Consider the following 17,815-nt stretch of genomic DNA (forward strand, 5'->3'; position numbering starts at 1 on the left):
GTTTTATCAACACTCTCTGAGTCGTGTAGTATGAGGTATCTACCCACGTTTTAGCAGTGTAAGGTTCTGTATAACTCACTGTGCGATAAGCAGTATAAGGTACTTCCTTTGTGTAGCTTACCGTGCGGTAAGCAGTGTAAGGCTGCCAATAACTGTTATCAACCCACTCCTTTTTGGCAGGATCAGCTTTCAGCCAGTCATCCGCAAACGCAACCTGCCCGAAAAGAGGTAGGATTATAAGAGCCGATAACATTAATAATATAGATTTTTTAAGAATTTTATTTTTCACAAAACCCCCTCTCCCCCTACCGATTTATCCCGATTGACCGCAAAATTGTTTCTAATAAATTTCCTAAGTTCTTTTTCGTTACTTCTTTTGAGTCGGGAAAGAGCGGGCCACAAATCCCCCCCAAATAATCCGATTCATTTTCATTTGCTATAGCTACAACCCAAAGGTCTCCACTTGGTAATTTGTTAAAAGTAATCAAAACACAGTCATCTACTTTAAAATCTTTTGGACTTAACGTGTTTATATCGTCGTAGGATTTTATTACTTGCCCCTGTTTTACATCGAGATACATAGTGTCATCTGTAAACTTAAAGGTCTGCCTGAGAGCTGAGGGATCCCATTTTTGCACGCTTCCAAATGCCAAAATTACCTCACTATCGTTTATTTCTTCGATAAATCCATCTTGAGAGGGTAACCCATATACAGGATCGTTTTTTAAGTCTTCCCTTAATGACTCAGGTATCTCCGGGTCATCATAATTAACCTGATAATATTCTTCCTTCTCCTCTGCCATCACTTTTTCTATGTTTTTTTCTGTAACATCTACCGGCCTATTGTTATACGCAAACATTACGATGAACCCCATCCCCGCAATAACAAGTAAGGCTATAAAAACTATGACTGTCTTCTTAGCAATTTTACGCATTTTATTCACCTGCTTTGTTGAACATTTTAAAATCTTCCTCGGTAAGTAAGCATATATTTATAACGCCCTCTCCTTTTGCTACAACCGAAACATAACCTCCTGCTTTTATGTCTTCAATTTTTCCTTCTACCGGTTTTTCGTTTTCTTCTGCTACTTCTTTCTGTACGAAGGTATCTTCGTTAATTTTAAAACTCTCGCTTTTTTTATCTGCTTCGATGGTTATGCTATCTTTGTTTACTTCTTTTACCATTCCAACTAACTCTTTAAAATCTTTAGGCAAACCTTCTGTTACAATTTCCTCCGTTGCCCCATTCTTTCCCGGCGCTACCTTCTCAACTTTCTTTTCTTCCTTTTTTTCTGCTTGCGTATTTTCCTTTTGGCCACAACCGGTTATAAGGAAGGTGATAGCAAGTAACCCTGCAATCAAAATAACCGACGCACTCCTCCAATAATTTTTCTTTATTTTCTTTTTCATCCCTTAAACCTCCTTATTTTTTAAAGATATATTTTTAAACCTCTAACTTTCTTTTTCCCCTTCATCTTTATTTTTTTTAGGAGTAAGAAAATCAACATTTTCCGCGATAACTTTAATCGCCGACCGTTTTTCTCCTTCCTCTGTCTCCCAACTATCTTGGTATAACCTTCCCGCTACCGCCACTTTGTTACCCTTTGTTTGATATTCTGCAACAAGCTCCGCGAGCTTGCCCCAACAGGTAACAGGGATAAAATTTGTGTGTTCTTTGCTCCCTCTCTCATTAACCGCTACCGTAAAGTTCAATACCGGTTTACCGTTGGGCGTCTCCTTTAGTTCCGGGTCTCTCGTTAAATTACCAACCAAACAAACACTGTTTAAAGCCATTTACAATTCCCCCCCTTAATTTTTATTTGCATTACAATATATTGACCACTCGTTCACAACTCTTTAACTCTTTTTGCGCAAGCATAACGGTAGTAGAAATAAGGCTCCTTATCCCCTCCCCAAATGACGAATTTTCATCTAAAACAAACCTTCTCTTTCCAATAGCATTTATCACTTTCTCATCATATTGAATAATATTTGGGTCAACTCCAAGGTACTTGACCAACTCTCTCGGATAACCACTTGCCTTATTAATAATAAGGTTTGCCTCTGCTTCTTCTATCTCTTTAAAACAACTCTTTAATCTCTCCGCCTCATTTAACCCACCCTCACTCACAAGATAAACAAAATTACTCATATCTAAAGCTTCTTTGACAAGTTCATTTTTCCCCACCGGCAAATCAAAAAGAATCACCGTAAAATTACGCCTGGCATATTCGACAATCTTAATTAAATCATTAGGCGTAAATTGCTCTGTTAATGAAGTAGCCGGTGGAGCTTGTAAGACGTGGATATTATTCCCTTTCACTTTTAAAAGAGAGTTTTTAAAACTTTCTTTATTTCTTCCTGATAAGTATGTGCCGATATGCGGTATCTTCGGCAAATCAAAATAGTAACTTAAATCACTCCCGCCATCGCAAAAATTCAAATCAATGATACAGATACTCACATCTTTTAAGGCATAAGCAAAATTCGCGAGAATAGACGTTCTCCCCGCTCCGCCTTTCACCCCCCAAAAAGAAACAACCATTGTAGGCAAGATATAGTGTTTTGTTTTTTTCTGTTGTCTTTTCTTCTCAATTTTTTCCTTCTCTATGTACTTCTTATTAACTTTACGTTGTAAACTCTCAAGTTCTTCCCCTGCAAGCTGCTTATGCTCTTTTTTTGCTGTCTTTTCAGTAATCATTTTCTTGACGGATTCAATTTTCTTTTTCCCTTTAGATTTTTCTTTAACTTCCTCAACATCTACAATCTCTTTTCCGCTCTCTTTCTTAACCATCTTTTTATTACCCGCCGGGTCCTCAATAACTTTCAGCTTTGCCTTTAATTCTTCTATTTCAAGAGGTCTTGAAAGCTCCCTGCCTATCACAAGTACCTCTGATTTTTTCATAGCAAACTTTTCAAGCGCCTCCGCCCCTTTAATTTCATCATCGATGATTACTACATCCACCCCGCCATCCGCAAACATTATCTTTGCGGAAGTAGCGCTGGATGTTGAAACAAAATTAAGCTCTCCTTTTTTCATCACCGAGCTAATATCTTTATCGGTTGCAACTAATAATATTTTCAATCCGTCATCCCCCTTAGTTTGGCAACCCCTCTCGCCTTTATTGTTTTTTCCCCGTTGTGTGGTGAAAGTTTTATGCCCGCATAAGCCCGAACCTCTATACTTTCTTTCTGAATCTCTAATTCCATATCTTTTAACGTTGCCCCCGCTGCATGACCAATATTATCGTTGAGATAATCCCACGCTACTTGATACGCTCGGTCGTACTGAACAACACTCGCACCGGTAGCCTCCGCCGTCTGTATCGAGATTTCTTCGCTCGCTTCGTCCGCTGCTATATCACAAGACTTGGCTAACGCTTTTCGAGCAGACAAACAACGTGCAATATCCGATTCGATAGCCATAAAAATAAAAAATATCATGGTGAAGATTAAACACATGAATATAAAAGCTGATCCTTTTTCATCTCTTAATGCTCTCAAAACTTCTCCTCAATCCTCATCTTTGAAACACCATTGACTTTTATAATCTCCGTTCCGCTATCCTTAAATAACACTTCAACAAAGACCGGCACGCTGTAAGCAACGTTCACAGCCAGCTCCTGATCGCTTCCACTTCCTACTAAACTTGCAGTTACGTCTACCCTGTCCCCTTTTGACCAACCCGGAAGCGCGCCACCACACCAGTTATAAGCTGTATCAACGGCTGTATCAACAGGCATATCCGAAATAACGCCCGCCCGTACTGCTTCAAAACTCGCCTCCTGCACCGCTTGATTTGCTTTCGCAATAACATCGACCTGAACCATGAAGGCAAGGATCATAAACAAAAGCGGGATCATAACGGTTGCAACCAATATGCTCTGCATACCCTTTTCATTTTTAATTACTCTCAAATCCCTCATTCAATCCTCCAAAATAGCTGCCCTGCTCTCTACTAAAATAATCCTGTAATAGCGGTTACCGCATTTTTCCCCGCTGCTATCGCTGCGTCTCTTAGGGAAGGGAAAAGCACTACCAAAACGGCTGCAACCAGCATAATCAAGCCGATTGACGATAACATTTCCCCCATAGCTCCTTTTTCGTTTTTTAAGATCGTCTTTATTTTTTCCATTTCCTCACCTCCTTAAAATCCAAACATTTTTAGGCTTTGTAAATTTGTGATAAATGGCAGGGCAGCCAGCACTATCACCGGTAAAAATAATCCAATGAAGATCGGAAAAAAGAGCTTGGTTTCAAGCGTTCCTGCTTTTGCTCTTTTTTCCGTCATCTTCTCATGCATAATTTCTTCTGTTTCCTTTATAAGCAACTCTTTTAAACCCGTTTGAGTATTTTTACTTTCATTAATTATGCGAATTAAAACCTCAAACCTCCTGCTTAAACTCTTTTGACCGGCTTCTTTTAACGCTTCTTCCTTGTTTATGCCCGCGTCAATTTTATTTATTGCCTCGGCGAATAAATCTCTAACAAGCCCCTCCTTGTTTTTAACGACATACCTTAGCGCCTCATCAAAAGTAATGCCGGCTTCAACTGCAACCGCCACCGTTTCAATTATGTGTGGCAATTCATTTATCTTCATTATTTGCTTCTTTCTTTTATCAATCGCCATAAAATAAGAAGCCATTACCACTAAAGGCAAACCTAAAAAACCAAATGAGATTTTATATTGACCCTGCAAAACCGCTAAACTCCCCAACAAAATAGCCAGTCCTATTGAAAGAACCGCAAACGCAAGATATTCGGCTGCGCTCTCCACCTTGATAAGTTTCAAAATTTTAATCTCACCGAGAGCCGCAATGTTATGTTCAAGATCATCGACAATTTTAGGCTCAAATTTTTTTAATATTTTTTCAAAATACACGCCTATTTGCTCAATAAAACTCACTCGTTTACCTCCTTGTCGATGATCTTAAAGATGGAGATGCCTGCCAAAATATAAGAAGCAGAAGCATAAGCCAAAATCCCTTTCCCCATCGGGCTCATGAGTGCTTTTACGTACTCCTTAGAGGTCCCTGCCATACCACCCATAAATAAAGCCATAATGACCATAATCCCGATTGCCGTACCTTTAGCTCCGCTGCTAAGAGCAACAACCTCTCTCCTCATCGAGTTTTTATCCTTAATTCGACCAACCGTTCTTTCGCAACACTCGACCATTCCCACGCCCGCTTTTTTTGCAAATGTGATTGAGTCAACCCAACTCTCAACTATCACGCTGTCCGCTCTCTTTGAAAAATCATTTAACGCTTCTTCAAGGCTTGCCCCCGTCTGGACCTCGTTTATAATCTCTTTCAACTCGCTTTTTAATGGCTCCCGGGCCTCTTGCCCCGCCGTCTCAAGAGCGTGGACTAAATTTTTAATGACTCGTAAAGACGAAATAATGTCATGTAAAACATACTCAAGTTCTTCCTCAATTTTTCTTATCCTTCTCTCCCCTGTCTTCTTTAAGGCAAAATTAAGAAAGATAACCGGCAAAACCGCTAAAACCAACGTAATCATCCCAAAATTTAAAACCAATCCTGCCGTTATAAGAAAAATCATCAATAAAATTAAAGTCATCATAACTTCATCCGCTCGCCATTTAAGCCCCGCCTTTGAGATTTTTAATTGCAATTTCTCAACTATTTCACTAAAGCCAAGCTCTTTGAGCACATTAAAATTTTTGCTTTCTTTCCTAATAAGCTGTCTTTCAACTTTTCTTTTAAGTTCTAATGCGCGTTCCTCTTTAAAAACCCACAGAGCAATTACAACCAAAAACCCTGCCAATGCGATTAAGGCTGATACTGAAAAAATCAATTTAAAAACTTCCCTTCTTTAAAAACCCACTTATAATCATAATCACCGTTTTTATCCAACCCCTTAAGCTCAACTATTTCATTCAACTTCCTCAGCTTTTTTGTTCCTTTTTCATCTTCTTCTTGTGTCAGGTAAACAAGGACATCTAAAACACATATACTTTTGCGAAGATCGTATATGTGTAGATATGGTTCAACCCACCGGATCATCCACGCCAACCTGTCTAAACTTGCTAGCGCGCTATTTGCGTGAATTGTACTCACCGATCCTCGATGTCCGGTATTCAAGCCGGTTATATAGTTTAACGCCGCCTTCGGGTCTTTATCTCTAATTTCCGTCATAACTATTCTGTCGGGGTTACACCGCAGGCAACAATTAACTAAATCGTTGTAAGTAATGGCCTTAACATATTTCCCTTCATCCCTCGTTTTAAAATATCTAACATCCTCCTGAGGTAAAACAACCTCTCTCGTATCTTCAAGCACGCAAACCCTGTGATTTTCCTGAAATTCTTTTCCTAAACCATTTATAAAAGTTGTTTTCCCCGTACCCGTTCCACCAATAAAAAGAATGTTTTTTCTCTCTTTTGCAATTCTCTTTAAATAACTAACCACTTCCGGCGTTAAGCCTTCCATCCCCTTTGCTAATTCTTCAAGGCTCGCATTTATTCTATGGTGCGTTCTTATTACGATCGTCGGCTCAAGAACTAAATCGGGTATCGCGACAAAAGCCCTATATCCCCCCGGTAAATCTAAATCCCCCGCAGGCTCCGCCCTTGATATTTCTGTTTTTGCCAAACTTGCCATACGGTCAATTAGATTTAAGACTTCACCTACATTTTTAAATGAATTTTTATCTTTAATAATTTCTTGCCCTTTTTGCACGCGGATATAAGTTCCGTTTACGTCAATATCCGTTACCAATTCATCTCTTAAATATTTCTCAAGAGGCCCAAGCGAATATAACTTATCAAAAACCTCTTGCTTAATTTCTTCTTTTTCTCCTTGCCCTGCCGGTAATTTGTTTTTAAGATATCTTCCAACTTCCCTATTAACCTCGACTCTAATATCACAATTTTCGCCATCGTAATTCATCATTATTTGTTGTAATTCGGTAAACATCTTTTCTTTTTCTTCAACCGTTATCTTTCCCTTAATCCGCTCTTTTAAACTCATTTCCTTTTCAACCTCCCCAACAATCCCCGCTTCTGAGGTTGCATATCATCAAAACACTCTTCAAGTATTTCCTCCGCGTGTTTTCTAAAACCGTTCAAACTCCCCAACTCATGCCTTCTAAATTTTGGTATTACTTTTATGATTGGGATTTTACCAAGCTCGTCAAACGGCAATTTCTTCTCTTTTTTATTAACAATCATCTTAAATTTTTCTAAGTCAGCGAGCTTATGTAGTTCAAGATAATCAAGAAGCCCGTTGCCCCTACCAAGCGTTGTTATTGCCCCCTCTGTAACCATAAACACCTCATCGCTTGCCTTTATAGTGTCTAAAATCGTGTCGTTCGTACTCGGTTGAGTATCAATTAACACAAGGTCAAATTTTTTAGATAAAGTATTTAAAAGAGCTGTTAATTTTTCGCCTTTAACTTCCTCCGCCCGGTCGGGGAAGTCCCCAAGTAAAACCTTATATTTTTTCCCTTCCGGAGTAATCAAATATTTCTCCACGTTTTCAACATCGTCAATCGCATTTTCAATAGATATATCGCCCGTGATTTTAAAATAAGTCCGAAAACAACCCGGAGAAAAATCGAGTTCTACAAGACAAACATTTTTTTGCTCGCTTGCAACTTCCGCAAGCGCAAGAGCTATGCTTGATTTCCCGGCTCCACCCTTATTGCCCCATATTGTTATTATTTTCCCCATTTTATTCACCTTCTATTGTCTCCGTGGTTTCTTTGTGTGTTTCTTGCTCCTCCGCCTCTGCCCCGGAAACTTCAATAGATTGCTCGCCATCGCCTACAATAAGTTTAAAGTTGCCTGATTTAATATAAGGAGCAATCTTTGTTGTTTTTTCCGTTGTAGACTCAAGTATAATAAGATTCTGTTCTTGCCCGCCCATGGTCGCCACGGCCGGTTTAATTCTCGCTATTCTAAAGCCATGTGTAGCTTCTCCACCTGAACCCGCTTGAAAAGTAATAATCGATACTGTGTCGTCTTTCCTGATTAAGCTCGATTCGTCTTTACTCACGCAAATAGCAATCCTGGCCATACCGGCAAGGAGCTGATCTTCAACCTCCCCAACAACCTCGCCGGTAACAAAATCACCCGTGAACCTATCAGCCAAAAGTGTTTTTCCCTCCACTTGCTCAACGCTTGAGAAAAACCCCTTAGGCCTGTCCGCCGGTGATAATTTAATTATTTTTACGTTTTTACTTGATAGCTCCGTCCCCGCGGTTAGTCCGGTCTTTACCACCACAACCTTTTTCTCCCCCGCTAAACTCTGTAAATAAATAACACCTGCGCAAAAAAGCAAGACAAAAACAATAATCCCGATTTTAAATACCTTGCTTAGCCCTCTACCTTTAATCATTCTTAACCTCCTCTTTCTTATTTAAAAATTGCTCAAGTATTGTTAAAAGTTCCTCCTCGCTCGCTCTCTCTAAGTTAGGATTTTTAACAATCATCTCTTTCCATTCCCAAAAAAACTTACTTTTTATAATGCCCTTTATTTGTTCCCCCACATCGTCAATTTCTACTTCTGCCTCTATCTCTATCTGTTTGTTGTTTCTAAAGGGAACCCTTAAAATCTTGTCTAAAAAACTCCTTTTTTGAGATAGGTTTATCTCTCTGATTTTCCTCCACACCCTCTTTTTCGGACGGATATTAAAGGCAGCCATAATAAAAACCCACTCATCAAGCCCCTTCCCCCACGGCTTAACTTTTGCAAGCCCAAAACCAACCAACACACAAAGCACCGCTAAAATAATGCGTAATTCTAAAAACCCTTTAAGCGAAAAGACACAAATATAAGCAACCGCACCAAAAATGAGCATTATTACACTCTCTTTAGCGGTAAAATTAAACATAATCGGCTCATCTGAACTCGTCTGTTGCGGTACTCTATAATCTCTCATTTTTTCCCTCGCTCAATTTCCTGCACTGTGCCAGTAAAGCCGGTTCCTTGCTTACCAAGAGAAGCAAACCTATTTATAGACCCCTGCATAACCGCAAGATTCAATATATAACCCGGAATTACAATCATTAAAAAGAAAATTGCTACTCCCACAACCCCCTCGTACCCGGAACCCTCAAACCTTAATTTTAGAAATATAAATAACATTAAGGCGTGTATAAATTGTAAAAAAACAACAGAAGAAAACATTTGTGTCCAAAGGCGGGTCCAGCTTTGTGTTTGTGGTAAAACCCAAAGCAAAAAAACAATCGGTGAAAGTATGATAAGAAACCAAAGAACAGCAGCACGAATAACATATATGCAACCCAAAATTAAAGCCATAATAGCCACAACCAGTAAAAGCACTAACACCGACAAGGGTGGCACACCAGCGGAATTACTTGTACTAATAATAGAGAACGCCTCGAGGTTTTTACCGGATATTCCACCCGCCAAAACTCCCTCGACCAGACCATTATTAAGCTGAATAATCCACGAACAAATATAGAGAGATATGTTGGCAGCTATAAAGCCCCAAATAATTCGCGTTAGATAAATTCTCACCTCATACATAGATGAACCAATAAAATCACCTGTGTAAAGCATTATCGCGCCAATAACTAAAACCAATACAAAAAGAGAGTTTACAATCCTTTTTATGTCATTATGAATAGATACTAACCCCGCCTCTTTTGTTACATCTTGCGTTGTAAACAAATTGTCTTTTAAGAAGCTCAACCCTTTATTTAAAAGATCTGTTACGAGGCTCTGCATAAAGACATTAAAGCCCTCGGTTAAGAGTTGTGAGATTAAACCTCCCGACACTTCAGGATCAGCAGGCGCGGTTTCCGTTGTTTCCGCAAACGCTCCCGCGCTAAAGTTAAAAACCATTATTAAAATGAAAATAATAATAAAAACTTTTCTCAATTAAACCCCCTATAATGCAGTTTGAATCATAGAGATTAAACCTTTCGCAGCTAAAATGATAATCACACCGATTGCACAGTTACGAATAGCTGTTTTAGCCATCCGCTCTGTATTTATATTTCCTCCACTCATGGCAAGCATTATCCCCGCTCCAATCATGAATAAAACCGCAAGGGGTATGCCGATTTTCATCGCTCCACTAACGAGATTGTTTATTATATTTACAACAAAACTTACATCCATTTCCTTGCCTCCTTTTTTCTGCCAGCGAAAAAATTACTTTAAATTTGTTTTATTATTTCTTTCCCAAAATTCCTATTTAAAAGCTCTTGAACTTTCTCATCATCTAACTCTAAATTTTCATAACTCTTTTTTAACAACCTTGCATTTTCAACCCGCTTTTCCTTACCTTTTATTTCTTGTTGTTGTTTCTTTGAATACTCCGCAAACATATTTTTACAAACACCACTTAAGTAGCGAATTGAATCCGTCTTGACTTTTCCAGCCTTCAAATCCTTAACCGTTACCTTTAACGAATCATTTAAAACCGTGTTGTTATATTTTTTAATAATATTTTTAAGTTCTTGTTTTTTTAGATCGGTTACTTTTTCAATAGTAAGAGTCCTCATTATTTCACTCTCCTTTTCACTAAAAGTTTTATTATTAAGATTAAAAACAACTTCTTTGTTGTTGTTTTGGTTTTTGTTAAAACATTGGTTCTTGTTAGTAGGACAACTCTGCCGTGAGGCAAAAGTGTCCTCTGGCTCTGAACTGGGGTTAGACAAATCCTGCCGTGAGGCAAAAGTGTCCTCTGGCTCTGAACTGGGGTTATTTTCCCCATCCTTAGAGAATATCTGCAAATTCGTAACCGGTAGAATGGTGTACCGTGTATTTTTAAACTGTTGGTTTTTATTCCTTATTTTTACGCTATTGACTATCTTTTCACCTTTAAACCAGAACTTAAGAAGGCTTCTTATTCTTCTACCAGCAGTCCTCATATCACAACCCAACGCTTTTGCTATCTCTTTTTGTGATGGATAGCAATTACCGTCTTTATCCATATACGTGGCCAAAACTACCAATGTCTTGAAATCACGGTCCGAGATCTGCGCAAGAAGCCCAGAAGTACGCGCGGCCAAATAGAACTTTACGAAAACTCGCTCATCCCATTTTTTCTCGAGAACGTCAAATTCTTTTTGAACCTCCACCCCAAAAACCTTATCTGTCATCTTCCCTCGCCTTCTATTTCCACTCCCTCTTCTTTGATTCCCCAACTAAAAACCATCCATAAACAAAGTCCTGAAACGATTAGAGCTATCACAATCGATACGCCTTCCCGCCAACCTCAACCAGCTCGGGTTTTCTAACCGCCAACTCTTCTGATTTCTCGATTGATTTGTCCCGTTTCCTTCGAAGCCACTCGGCAACATCCTCCGGAACAAATCTTCTCTTATAGCCGATTTTTATCGAGGGGATGACCCCTCTTCGCCCATAATCGCCGATGGTTGAAACGGGAATATTAAACATCTTTGAGACTTCTTCTGTGGTTAAAAGCTTAGGAATTTGAGTGTTATCCAACTTGTGCCTCCTTTGTTTTATACACTTTTGCAATCACTGTTCGAGCTTTTGCAAGTGCTATGGGCAAAAAAATTATCCTCAGAAACAAGTTTAAAAACTGCAGAGAAACTCACGCCCAAAACATCAATTATCTTTTTTGCAGTTTTCGGGGAAGGATTCCTCTGCCCCGATTCGATTTGACTTAGCATGGTTGAAGAGATTCCTGCCTTTGTTGCAAACTGTCTTTGTGAGTAACCCTCTCTTATCCGAAATTCTTTTAGTGCCTCTTTGTTCGTCTCAATCCACATTTTGACTCCTTGTGCTTGCATTTGTAGAAAGATTAACAAAAAGTGCGAGCAAATGCAAGGGATTTTAAGAAAAATTATTAAAATCTTTTACATTTAATAAATGCAGGTAAACAAACAGTCAATAAGGAAACCATAATATATTGATTTTAACTTGCAGACAATTGCAAGGAGTGATTACAAATTTATTTGCTGTTTTTTATTGTTTGCACTTTGCAAATGTTTGATAATAGTTTATGCCAATGGGTAAAAAAACATTAAGATTCTTTTTAAAAAAACAAAGAGAAAAAAAGGGGTTAAGTATTCGTGCCTTAGCAAAGTATTCAGATGTCTCAGATTCCTTTCTTTCACAAATCGAGTTAGGCAAACGATTCCCCTCCGCGAAGGTGCTTAGAAAGCTGGCACGTCCTCTTGGAGTAAAAGAAGAAATATTGATGCGCGAAGCTGGATATTTGCCTGAGATGGTTCGTGAGGAATCCGCCAAATACGGCGTTGAATGTGTAGATGTTTCAAAACTATCCGAAGAAGATAAACGATTAGTAAGAGATATGATTGTAAGACTTGAGGAAAAGCGAGAAGGAAAAGTAAGTTCAGGTTAATAAAAGGAGGGCTATCGTGAAGAAAGCTTTGGATTGGTTTAAAGGGTTATCTATCTTAGGTAAAGCACTTGTAATAATCGGAGCTTTTTTCGCCCTAAGTGTCTTTGCAGTAGCAGTGTCACCTCCCGAAGAAACTACTCCACCACCCAAAAAAGAAACGGTAGCCGAACAGCCAGCAGAGAAGACTGAAGAAGAAGGAGAGAAACCTAAAAAAGAATTAAGTTATGAAATAGTTACATGCGTAAGAGCTGTTGATGGCGACACCATAGAGGTTGAAATTGATGGAAAGACTTATAAGGTTCGCTATATCGGTATTGATACCCCGGAGCTTCACCACCCCAGCAAGCCGGTTGAGGAGTATGCGCAAGAGGCCTATGAGTTTAATAAAAGTCTTGTAGAGGGTAAAGAGGTAAGACTGGTTAAAGATATCTCTGAAGTAGATAAATACAATCGTTTTTTAAGATACGTTTATGTTGGAGATTTATTTGTTAACGCTGAGTTGGTAAAACAAGGTTATGCTCACGCTTCTACTTATCCTCCCGATGTGGCACATGAAGATGAATTTAGAGAGTTAGAAACTCAGGCAAGAAATGACCTGCTTGGACTTTGGGCTCCGGAAACCGAAGAACCACCAAAAGCAGCTGAAGAACCAAAAGAAGAAGAGAAAAAAGAGGTAACAGTTTATATAACAAATACTGGTGAATGCTATCACAGGTCAGGATGTTCATCTCTTTCTAAGAGCTGTATTCCAATAAGTTTAAATGATGCAAAAGCTAAAGGATATAGACCATGCAAGCGATGTAACCCCCCACAGTAAAAGGAAAACTCTATGGCCCGTGGCTCAATTATCAAGACGGAAAATAAAAACGGCTCAATCACCTACTACATTAAATATCGTGACCCATCAGGAAAACAGATTAAAAAAGCTATCGGCCCTCGGAAAAGAGATGCCGAACACGTCCTTACCGAAACCGCGAGAAAGCTTCACCGTGGCGAATACCAGAAGCCATCAGATGTTTATTTCTCTGAACTCTCAGGGAAATGGCTTAAATTAAAAAAACACATTAGACCAAAAACATTTAACGCTTACAAAAACCATATCGATCTTCGCTTAAACCCGGCCTTTGGGAATATAAAGATAAGACAAATCAGGCAAGAAATAATCGAAGGATTTATGTCCGAATTAAATTCTTCAAGCCTTTCCCCATCTACCCGCAAAAGAACACTAACTATTTTAAAAAGCATTTTAAGAAAGGCCGTTGAATGGGGCTATCTTTCCCGGAATCCCGCCGAGTTCGTTAAATCCCCGAAGCAAACCAAAGTGGAGATGTCCTTCATTGGCCCAAAGGAAATGGAGAAACTAATTAAGATAACCGATGACTGGCACAGAGCCTTGATTTTAACCGCTTGCTATACCGGGATGAGAGCAGGAGAGCTTCTGGGGCTCAAATGGGAGGATATAGACTTTGAGGAAAATAAGATAAGTGTGAAGAGAACCCTTCAACAAAAAAAGTTCTACGAGCCAAAATCCCCGTCATCAAAGAGAACCATAATTGTCCCACCTATTGTCATCGAAAGCTTAAGGCAACACAAAGTTTTGCAATCTCTTCTTGCCGGAGAATGCGAGCTTATTTTTACGAATCAAAAAGGAAGGCCTATTAATTATCGGAATTTTCTAATGAGAGTTTTTAAAAAAGCCTTAAAAGAAGTCGGAATTAAAGAAATTCGTTTTCATGATCTTAGACATAGCTATGCTGCCGCCCTGATAAGCTCAGGAGAAAATATAAAATTTATCCAAAAACAGCTTGGCCACTCCAGCATAAAGCAAACGTTGGATGTTTACGGCCACCTATTGGGCAACATTGAAAAAGAGGCTCCCGAAAGGCTTTCAAAAGTTTTTGGTACTACTACGGTACTTCAAGACAAAACCCTTAAAGAGATAAAAGCCTAATTCCCCACTTTAAGCTGGTAAAAATGGTGGAGGATATCGGGATCGAACCGACGACCTCCGCCTTGCAAGGGCGGCGCTCTCCCAGCTGAGCTAATCCCCCATATTAAACTTCCTATATCAAGCTTATAACTTAACACCGAGCCCGTTTGCGTCATTCCGGCGGCGCTCTCTCCCTCGGTCTCTTACCTCCGGGACCCCGGAAGTCCTACCGGGCTGAGGGGCAGCATCCAACAAGCTATTACTATATTATAGCCCCCTCACCATGTCAACGAAATTTGGTTATGTCCGCTGTTTCTTATACAAACAACAGACGAGAACCTATTAGAGCATAATAAGTATTCGTATTTATCGGGGTATTTTAAGAAAACTTTCATAATTGGAAAGTCCTTCTTATTGGGCTGTTTGGCCGTTTGTAAAAGTATTCATCTTCTTATCCATAGTCAGCAATTATCGAAATTACTAAAGTTATTCTTGCAGCTTAACAACCATAATCATATTTGAGGCGCTTTCGAGGCTACCAATAAAATCAACTAATTTGAGCTTTCACCTTCGAGTTCAGTCAGATTTCTCAGGTCCAGCATTATCATCTTAACTTTCTCCGTACTCTCTTTAGACTCCCTTATTAACTTCTCAATATTTCTAAGAATGGAATCGGTATCTACCGGCTCCCGGAGTTTGGAGATTTCCTCTTTCAGCTTCTTTGTTCCCTCTGCACCCTCGTCCTCGCAAGTCTCCTTCAGCTCTTGATGCCCCTCAATTAAAACAGCTACATCTTCAACGTGTTTTTTAAGAGCTTCGAGATTGTCGCTCATAGAGTTTAGAGGGTCATCTATCTTATGAGCAATATCCGTGGCGATTTGACCTCGGGAAGCAAGCTTCTCAGATTGAACAAGTTTATTTTGAACGAGTTTTAAGTGCTTGTTGGCTTTCTCTAAATCTCTACTGAACAACGTATTTTCGATAGCGATTTCGAGTTCATCGGTAAAGATTTTCAGAACGTGTAAATCGTCCTGAGTAAAACTATAATCTGACTCTATATTCCAAAGCACAAGGAACCCCACTATTTTATCTTTGCTCTCCAAGGGAACGCCTATAATGGACTTAAATGAGGTCTCCCCACCAATTTTTACGTCATCTAAGAACTCTTCCTTGGGAGAAATAATGATGGGCTGAGCATTCCCGGCCATTCTAAGGGCCAATTGCTCAATTAACAAAACTCCCGAATCGCATGACTCTTGTTGCTGAGGAGACGTACCCGCTTTGAAAATCTTTATATCTTCTCCTTGTTCTAAGCCAAACCTTAAAAGAATGCCTCCAAATTCGGCCTTGGTAAACGCCAAGGTCTTATGCATAACACGCTCAAGCGCTTCGGAGGAATCGGAAGCTTCTATAAAAGATCTACTGACAGCGTGTAGAAAAGCTTGCGTCTCTACCTTTCTTTCTAGAATTCCCATAGTTTGAATTAGTTTCCGATGCAACTCTTTGCTCAAATCACTTTGAGATCTCGCCTTGAAGGACAAGTCCAGCACAACACCGATAATGAGCAAGCCGAAGATTACGCGCGCAATTATGTTTGAGTAAACGAACTCTACCCATCCGGTAATATAATCAAAAGCAGCAAGGGCAAAACAGATAGCAACAGTTAAAATTACAATTACGGTTATGGCAAGTATTATTAGCTCTAAACGACGCTTCTCAATCTGTTCTAGTTTGTCAAAATCGGTCATCACTTTTTCGCCCCCCGGCAAGTTTTCTTTCGCTGTTCACTTTTATTTTATTTATCGGACATTTATTGGCTTTACTTTACATCTTTCTTTAAATTTTTTCCCCTTCCCCTGACGAGCCGGTGGCCAAACCGCGCAAAACAATTTAAACCCCATTTGAGAGAGTGTCTTTATCCTTTCCTGTTTAACTAACGGGATAAAAGATGGTTTCAAAATCCTGGAGGGGTGCTGACAGAGAGCAAAAAAATAAGGGTTAAATTTAACCCTTTACCTTATAAAATGGTGGGCCTAACTGGACTATCTTCGAACTTTTAAGTGAGCATATTTCCAATAATCCGATAGATGAGAAAGTGTTGGATTTGTTGCTTGAGGTGGCGTAACGTTTTAGCTAAGTTGCCGCAGGCTTGCGGGGCACAGTGCTTTCAGACTTAGAACAAACTTTATGCGGAGCACAAAACTCAAATTGAAGCACGGCCCCTGCGGTCAACTTGAGCCATTTGTTAGGTTGCCTCTACAATTAAAACTCAACTTTTTTGCTCCATAAATGTTCTGAAATTAATTGAATTATACGCTTTGATGTGTCTATATGTTTTTTTACTTTATTTATATCTATTTCTATGTCTTTGTCAGTTCTTGGATGAAGTATATTGTCACGAAGTGTTTTAAATTCTTGGAAATTTTGCCAAAGACTCTTTCCTTTTAAATCTTCTTCTTTTTTGGAACTAAATTTAGAAATTAAAAAGAATATTTTGTCTTCTAATCGTTTGTATTCATTACCTTCAAGAACAAAGGAGCCCGATTTTGCTCCGCTATCAATAAATTTTATTTTTTTCTCCAGTAAAAATGCTCTTTCATGCAATTCAAATTTTTTATCTGGTAAACTTCCATAGTCAAAGAATCTATTGTTAACAAATGATTCAATTGCCGTCCAAGCTAAAATAGCTGAAGGTATTAATAACCATTCTAAATTTGAAGAATTTATACCATCTTCTTCAGCGTGTCTAATATATCTTTCTGCGAAATTTAAATAATCTCTGAAATTGAGCATATTAGGCATATCCTTGAGAGCTATACAATATTCCCACTACTTGGCTTACTGCTTTATTCATAAAATTTCTATCCAAATAAACATTTTCTTCTCTACTTTTAGCAAGAAACAATTGTGCGATCCTTTGCCTATCTTTTGGACTAGATCTTGTTCCAAGACCACGATAAGTGGGTTTATCAGAATCGTGTTTAAATTCAGACATTTCTTTTGCATTAAGCGGGTCTGGAATTTTTTTGTTTGTTTTTGGTATTCGATAATGATTAGCAAGTCTTTCAGGATGAGATTGTAGTAAACCAGCTACATAACTCCATCCACATAAAACAGACTCAATAAAAGCTTTAGTTCTATAAGATTTTCTATTTTCAATCGAATTACTTGGACCCCTAACTGCTCTGTATTGAGCATTATGAAGCGCTGCAAATCTTTTTCCCGCTTCTATTAAACCTTTATCTTTCAAAATATTTTCTTTATTCATAATTTCTGAATATTTTGGGTCAATAGATACTCCTGTTTCTGATAAATATGGTTCATAAACATTTTGGTCTAAATCATTATCTTTGAGTTCTTTCCCCCTTTCTTTTCCAAGATAATAATTTGCTATAAAGCTTCTAGCTCTTTTTACAGTAATCTTTTCTGATCTAGCACCAACATCTGGAAAATCTTCTTTCTCGTTCAACAAGTTAACCAATTGACACCATTGCCTTAGCCTATCTCCGAAAGTTGTTTCTTCAACCATTCTATCAAAAGTATCATTTGAAACAT

General features: G+C 38.8%; 25 protein-coding genes and 1 tRNA gene. 3 read left to right on the top strand and 23 right to left on the bottom strand.

The window, feature by feature from the left end; translation table 11 throughout:
- The 19 genes from Q7U95_RS07200 to Q7U95_RS07290 all read right to left on the bottom strand — a co-directional run.
- On the bottom strand, nucleotides 1-289 hold a 289-nt coding region (locus Q7U95_RS07200; protein WP_308753178.1), incomplete at its 3' end, for a hypothetical protein.
- 16 nt (nucleotides 290-305) lie between these two features.
- Nucleotides 306-935, bottom strand: coding sequence for a hypothetical protein (locus Q7U95_RS07205; RefSeq protein ID WP_308753180.1), 630 nt, complete (start codon nucleotides 933-935; stop codon nucleotides 306-308).
- Between the two features lies 1 nt (nucleotide 936).
- Nucleotides 937-1,410, bottom strand: a complete 474-nt coding sequence (locus Q7U95_RS07210) for a hypothetical protein (protein WP_308753182.1) — start codon at nucleotides 1,408-1,410, stop codon at nucleotides 937-939.
- A 42-nt stretch (nucleotides 1,411-1,452) separates the two neighbouring features.
- On the bottom strand, nucleotides 1,453-1,794 hold the full coding sequence (locus Q7U95_RS07215; protein ID WP_308753184.1) for a single-stranded DNA-binding protein: 342 nt from the start codon (nucleotides 1,792-1,794) through the stop codon (nucleotides 1,453-1,455).
- A gap of 31 nt (nucleotides 1,795-1,825) precedes the next feature.
- Entirely contained in the window at nucleotides 1,826-3,085 is a 1,260-nt protein-coding gene (locus Q7U95_RS07220) for a cellulose synthase operon protein YhjQ/BcsQ (RefSeq protein WP_308753186.1), read from the bottom strand.
- Nucleotides 3,082-3,504 (bottom strand): hypothetical protein, encoded by a 423-nt coding sequence (locus Q7U95_RS07225; protein ID WP_308753188.1) that lies wholly within the window; start codon nucleotides 3,502-3,504, stop codon nucleotides 3,082-3,084. Before Q7U95_RS07225 ends, Q7U95_RS07220 begins: the two co-directional genes overlap by 4 nt.
- The gene (locus Q7U95_RS07230) at nucleotides 3,501-3,926 is read right to left on the bottom strand and encodes a hypothetical protein (RefSeq protein WP_308753190.1); all 426 of its coding nucleotides are present in this window, start codon (nucleotides 3,924-3,926) and stop codon (nucleotides 3,501-3,503) included. Before Q7U95_RS07230 ends, Q7U95_RS07225 begins: the two co-directional genes overlap by 4 nt.
- 32 nt (nucleotides 3,927-3,958) lie before the next feature.
- Nucleotides 3,959-4,135, bottom strand: a complete 177-nt coding sequence (locus Q7U95_RS07235) for a hypothetical protein (RefSeq protein ID WP_308753192.1) — start codon at nucleotides 4,133-4,135, stop codon at nucleotides 3,959-3,961.
- Between the two features lie 12 nt (nucleotides 4,136-4,147).
- Nucleotides 4,148-4,906 (bottom strand): type II secretion system F family protein, encoded by a 759-nt coding sequence (locus Q7U95_RS07240; RefSeq protein ID WP_308753194.1) that lies wholly within the window; start codon nucleotides 4,904-4,906, stop codon nucleotides 4,148-4,150.
- On the bottom strand, nucleotides 4,903-5,817 hold the full coding sequence (locus Q7U95_RS07245; RefSeq protein WP_308753196.1) for a type II secretion system F family protein: 915 nt from the start codon (nucleotides 5,815-5,817) through the stop codon (nucleotides 4,903-4,905). Before Q7U95_RS07245 ends, Q7U95_RS07240 begins: the two co-directional genes overlap by 4 nt.
- Entirely contained in the window at nucleotides 5,814-6,992 is a 1,179-nt protein-coding gene (locus Q7U95_RS07250) for an ATPase, T2SS/T4P/T4SS family (protein WP_308753198.1), read from the bottom strand. The genes Q7U95_RS07245 and Q7U95_RS07250 overlap by 4 nt, the downstream gene beginning before the upstream one ends.
- Complete coding sequence (locus Q7U95_RS07255; RefSeq protein ID WP_308753200.1) at nucleotides 6,989-7,693, bottom strand: AAA family ATPase; 705 nt, start codon at nucleotides 7,691-7,693, stop codon at nucleotides 6,989-6,991. The genes Q7U95_RS07250 and Q7U95_RS07255 overlap by 4 nt, the downstream gene beginning before the upstream one ends.
- A gap of 1 nt (nucleotide 7,694) precedes the next feature.
- Nucleotides 7,695-8,360 carry an SAF domain-containing protein gene (locus Q7U95_RS07260; protein WP_308753202.1) on the bottom strand — a complete coding sequence of 222 codons (666 nt, stop codon included), beginning with the start codon at nucleotides 8,358-8,360 and terminating at the stop codon, nucleotides 7,695-7,697.
- A complete protein-coding gene (locus Q7U95_RS07265) occupies nucleotides 8,353-8,904 on the bottom strand; it encodes a PrgI family protein (RefSeq protein ID WP_308753204.1) in 552 nt (183 codons plus the stop codon). Before Q7U95_RS07265 ends, Q7U95_RS07260 begins: the two co-directional genes overlap by 8 nt.
- Nucleotides 8,901-9,869 (bottom strand): hypothetical protein, encoded by a 969-nt coding sequence (locus tag Q7U95_RS07270; protein ID WP_308753206.1) that lies wholly within the window; start codon nucleotides 9,867-9,869, stop codon nucleotides 8,901-8,903. Before Q7U95_RS07270 ends, Q7U95_RS07265 begins: the two co-directional genes overlap by 4 nt.
- Before the next feature lie 9 nt (nucleotides 9,870-9,878).
- Nucleotides 9,879-10,112 carry a hypothetical protein gene (locus Q7U95_RS07275; protein WP_308753209.1) on the bottom strand — a complete coding sequence of 78 codons (234 nt, stop codon included), beginning with the start codon at nucleotides 10,110-10,112 and terminating at the stop codon, nucleotides 9,879-9,881.
- A 38-nt stretch (nucleotides 10,113-10,150) separates the two neighbouring features.
- The gene (locus Q7U95_RS07280; protein ID WP_308753211.1) at nucleotides 10,151-11,098 is read right to left on the bottom strand and encodes a helix-turn-helix domain-containing protein; all 948 of its coding nucleotides are present in this window, start codon (nucleotides 11,096-11,098) and stop codon (nucleotides 10,151-10,153) included.
- An 88-nt stretch (nucleotides 11,099-11,186) separates the two neighbouring features.
- Complete coding sequence (locus tag Q7U95_RS07285) at nucleotides 11,187-11,447, bottom strand: helix-turn-helix domain-containing protein (protein WP_308753213.1); 261 nt, start codon at nucleotides 11,445-11,447, stop codon at nucleotides 11,187-11,189.
- A gap of 17 nt (nucleotides 11,448-11,464) precedes the next feature.
- Nucleotides 11,465-11,734 (bottom strand): helix-turn-helix transcriptional regulator, encoded by a 270-nt coding sequence (locus Q7U95_RS07290; protein ID WP_308753215.1) that lies wholly within the window; start codon nucleotides 11,732-11,734, stop codon nucleotides 11,465-11,467.
- Between the two features lie 233 nt (nucleotides 11,735-11,967).
- On the opposite strand from Q7U95_RS07290, the gene Q7U95_RS07295 reads away from it, so the two are divergent.
- The 3 genes from Q7U95_RS07295 to Q7U95_RS07305 are packed head-to-tail and all read left to right on the top strand — an operon-like array spanning nucleotide 11,968 to nucleotide 14,281.
- The gene (locus Q7U95_RS07295) at nucleotides 11,968-12,330 is read left to right on the top strand and encodes a helix-turn-helix transcriptional regulator (protein ID WP_308753217.1); all 363 of its coding nucleotides are present in this window, start codon (nucleotides 11,968-11,970) and stop codon (nucleotides 12,328-12,330) included.
- A gap of 16 nt (nucleotides 12,331-12,346) precedes the next feature.
- Complete coding sequence (locus Q7U95_RS07300; RefSeq protein WP_308753219.1) at nucleotides 12,347-13,147, top strand: thermonuclease family protein; 801 nt, start codon at nucleotides 12,347-12,349, stop codon at nucleotides 13,145-13,147.
- 12 nt (nucleotides 13,148-13,159) lie between these two features.
- The gene (locus Q7U95_RS07305) at nucleotides 13,160-14,281 is read left to right on the top strand and encodes a site-specific integrase (protein ID WP_308753221.1); all 1,122 of its coding nucleotides are present in this window, start codon (nucleotides 13,160-13,162) and stop codon (nucleotides 14,279-14,281) included.
- A gap of 24 nt (nucleotides 14,282-14,305) precedes the next feature.
- Here the strand turns inward: Q7U95_RS07305 and Q7U95_RS07310 are convergent.
- The 4 genes from Q7U95_RS07310 to Q7U95_RS07325 form a co-directional block, all read right to left on the bottom strand.
- Nucleotides 14,306-14,381 (bottom strand) — tRNA-Ala (locus Q7U95_RS07310).
- Nucleotides 14,382-14,811: 430 nt separating this feature from the next.
- Entirely contained in the window at nucleotides 14,812-16,008 is a 1,197-nt protein-coding gene (locus Q7U95_RS07315; RefSeq protein WP_308753228.1) for a GAF domain-containing protein, read from the bottom strand.
- A 514-nt stretch (nucleotides 16,009-16,522) separates the two neighbouring features.
- Entirely contained in the window at nucleotides 16,523-17,053 is a 531-nt protein-coding gene (locus Q7U95_RS07320) for a hypothetical protein (RefSeq protein WP_308753223.1), read from the bottom strand.
- A 1-nt stretch (nucleotide 17,054) separates the two neighbouring features.
- A partial coding sequence (locus Q7U95_RS07325) for a hypothetical protein (RefSeq protein ID WP_308753225.1) occupies nucleotides 17,055-17,815 on the bottom strand: 761 nt, incomplete at its 5' end.

Origin of the sequence: Candidatus Oleimmundimicrobium sp. (assembly GCF_030651595.1) — a bacterium.
Lineage (GTDB): Bacteria > Actinomycetota > Aquicultoria > UBA3085 > Oleimmundimicrobiaceae > JAUSCH01.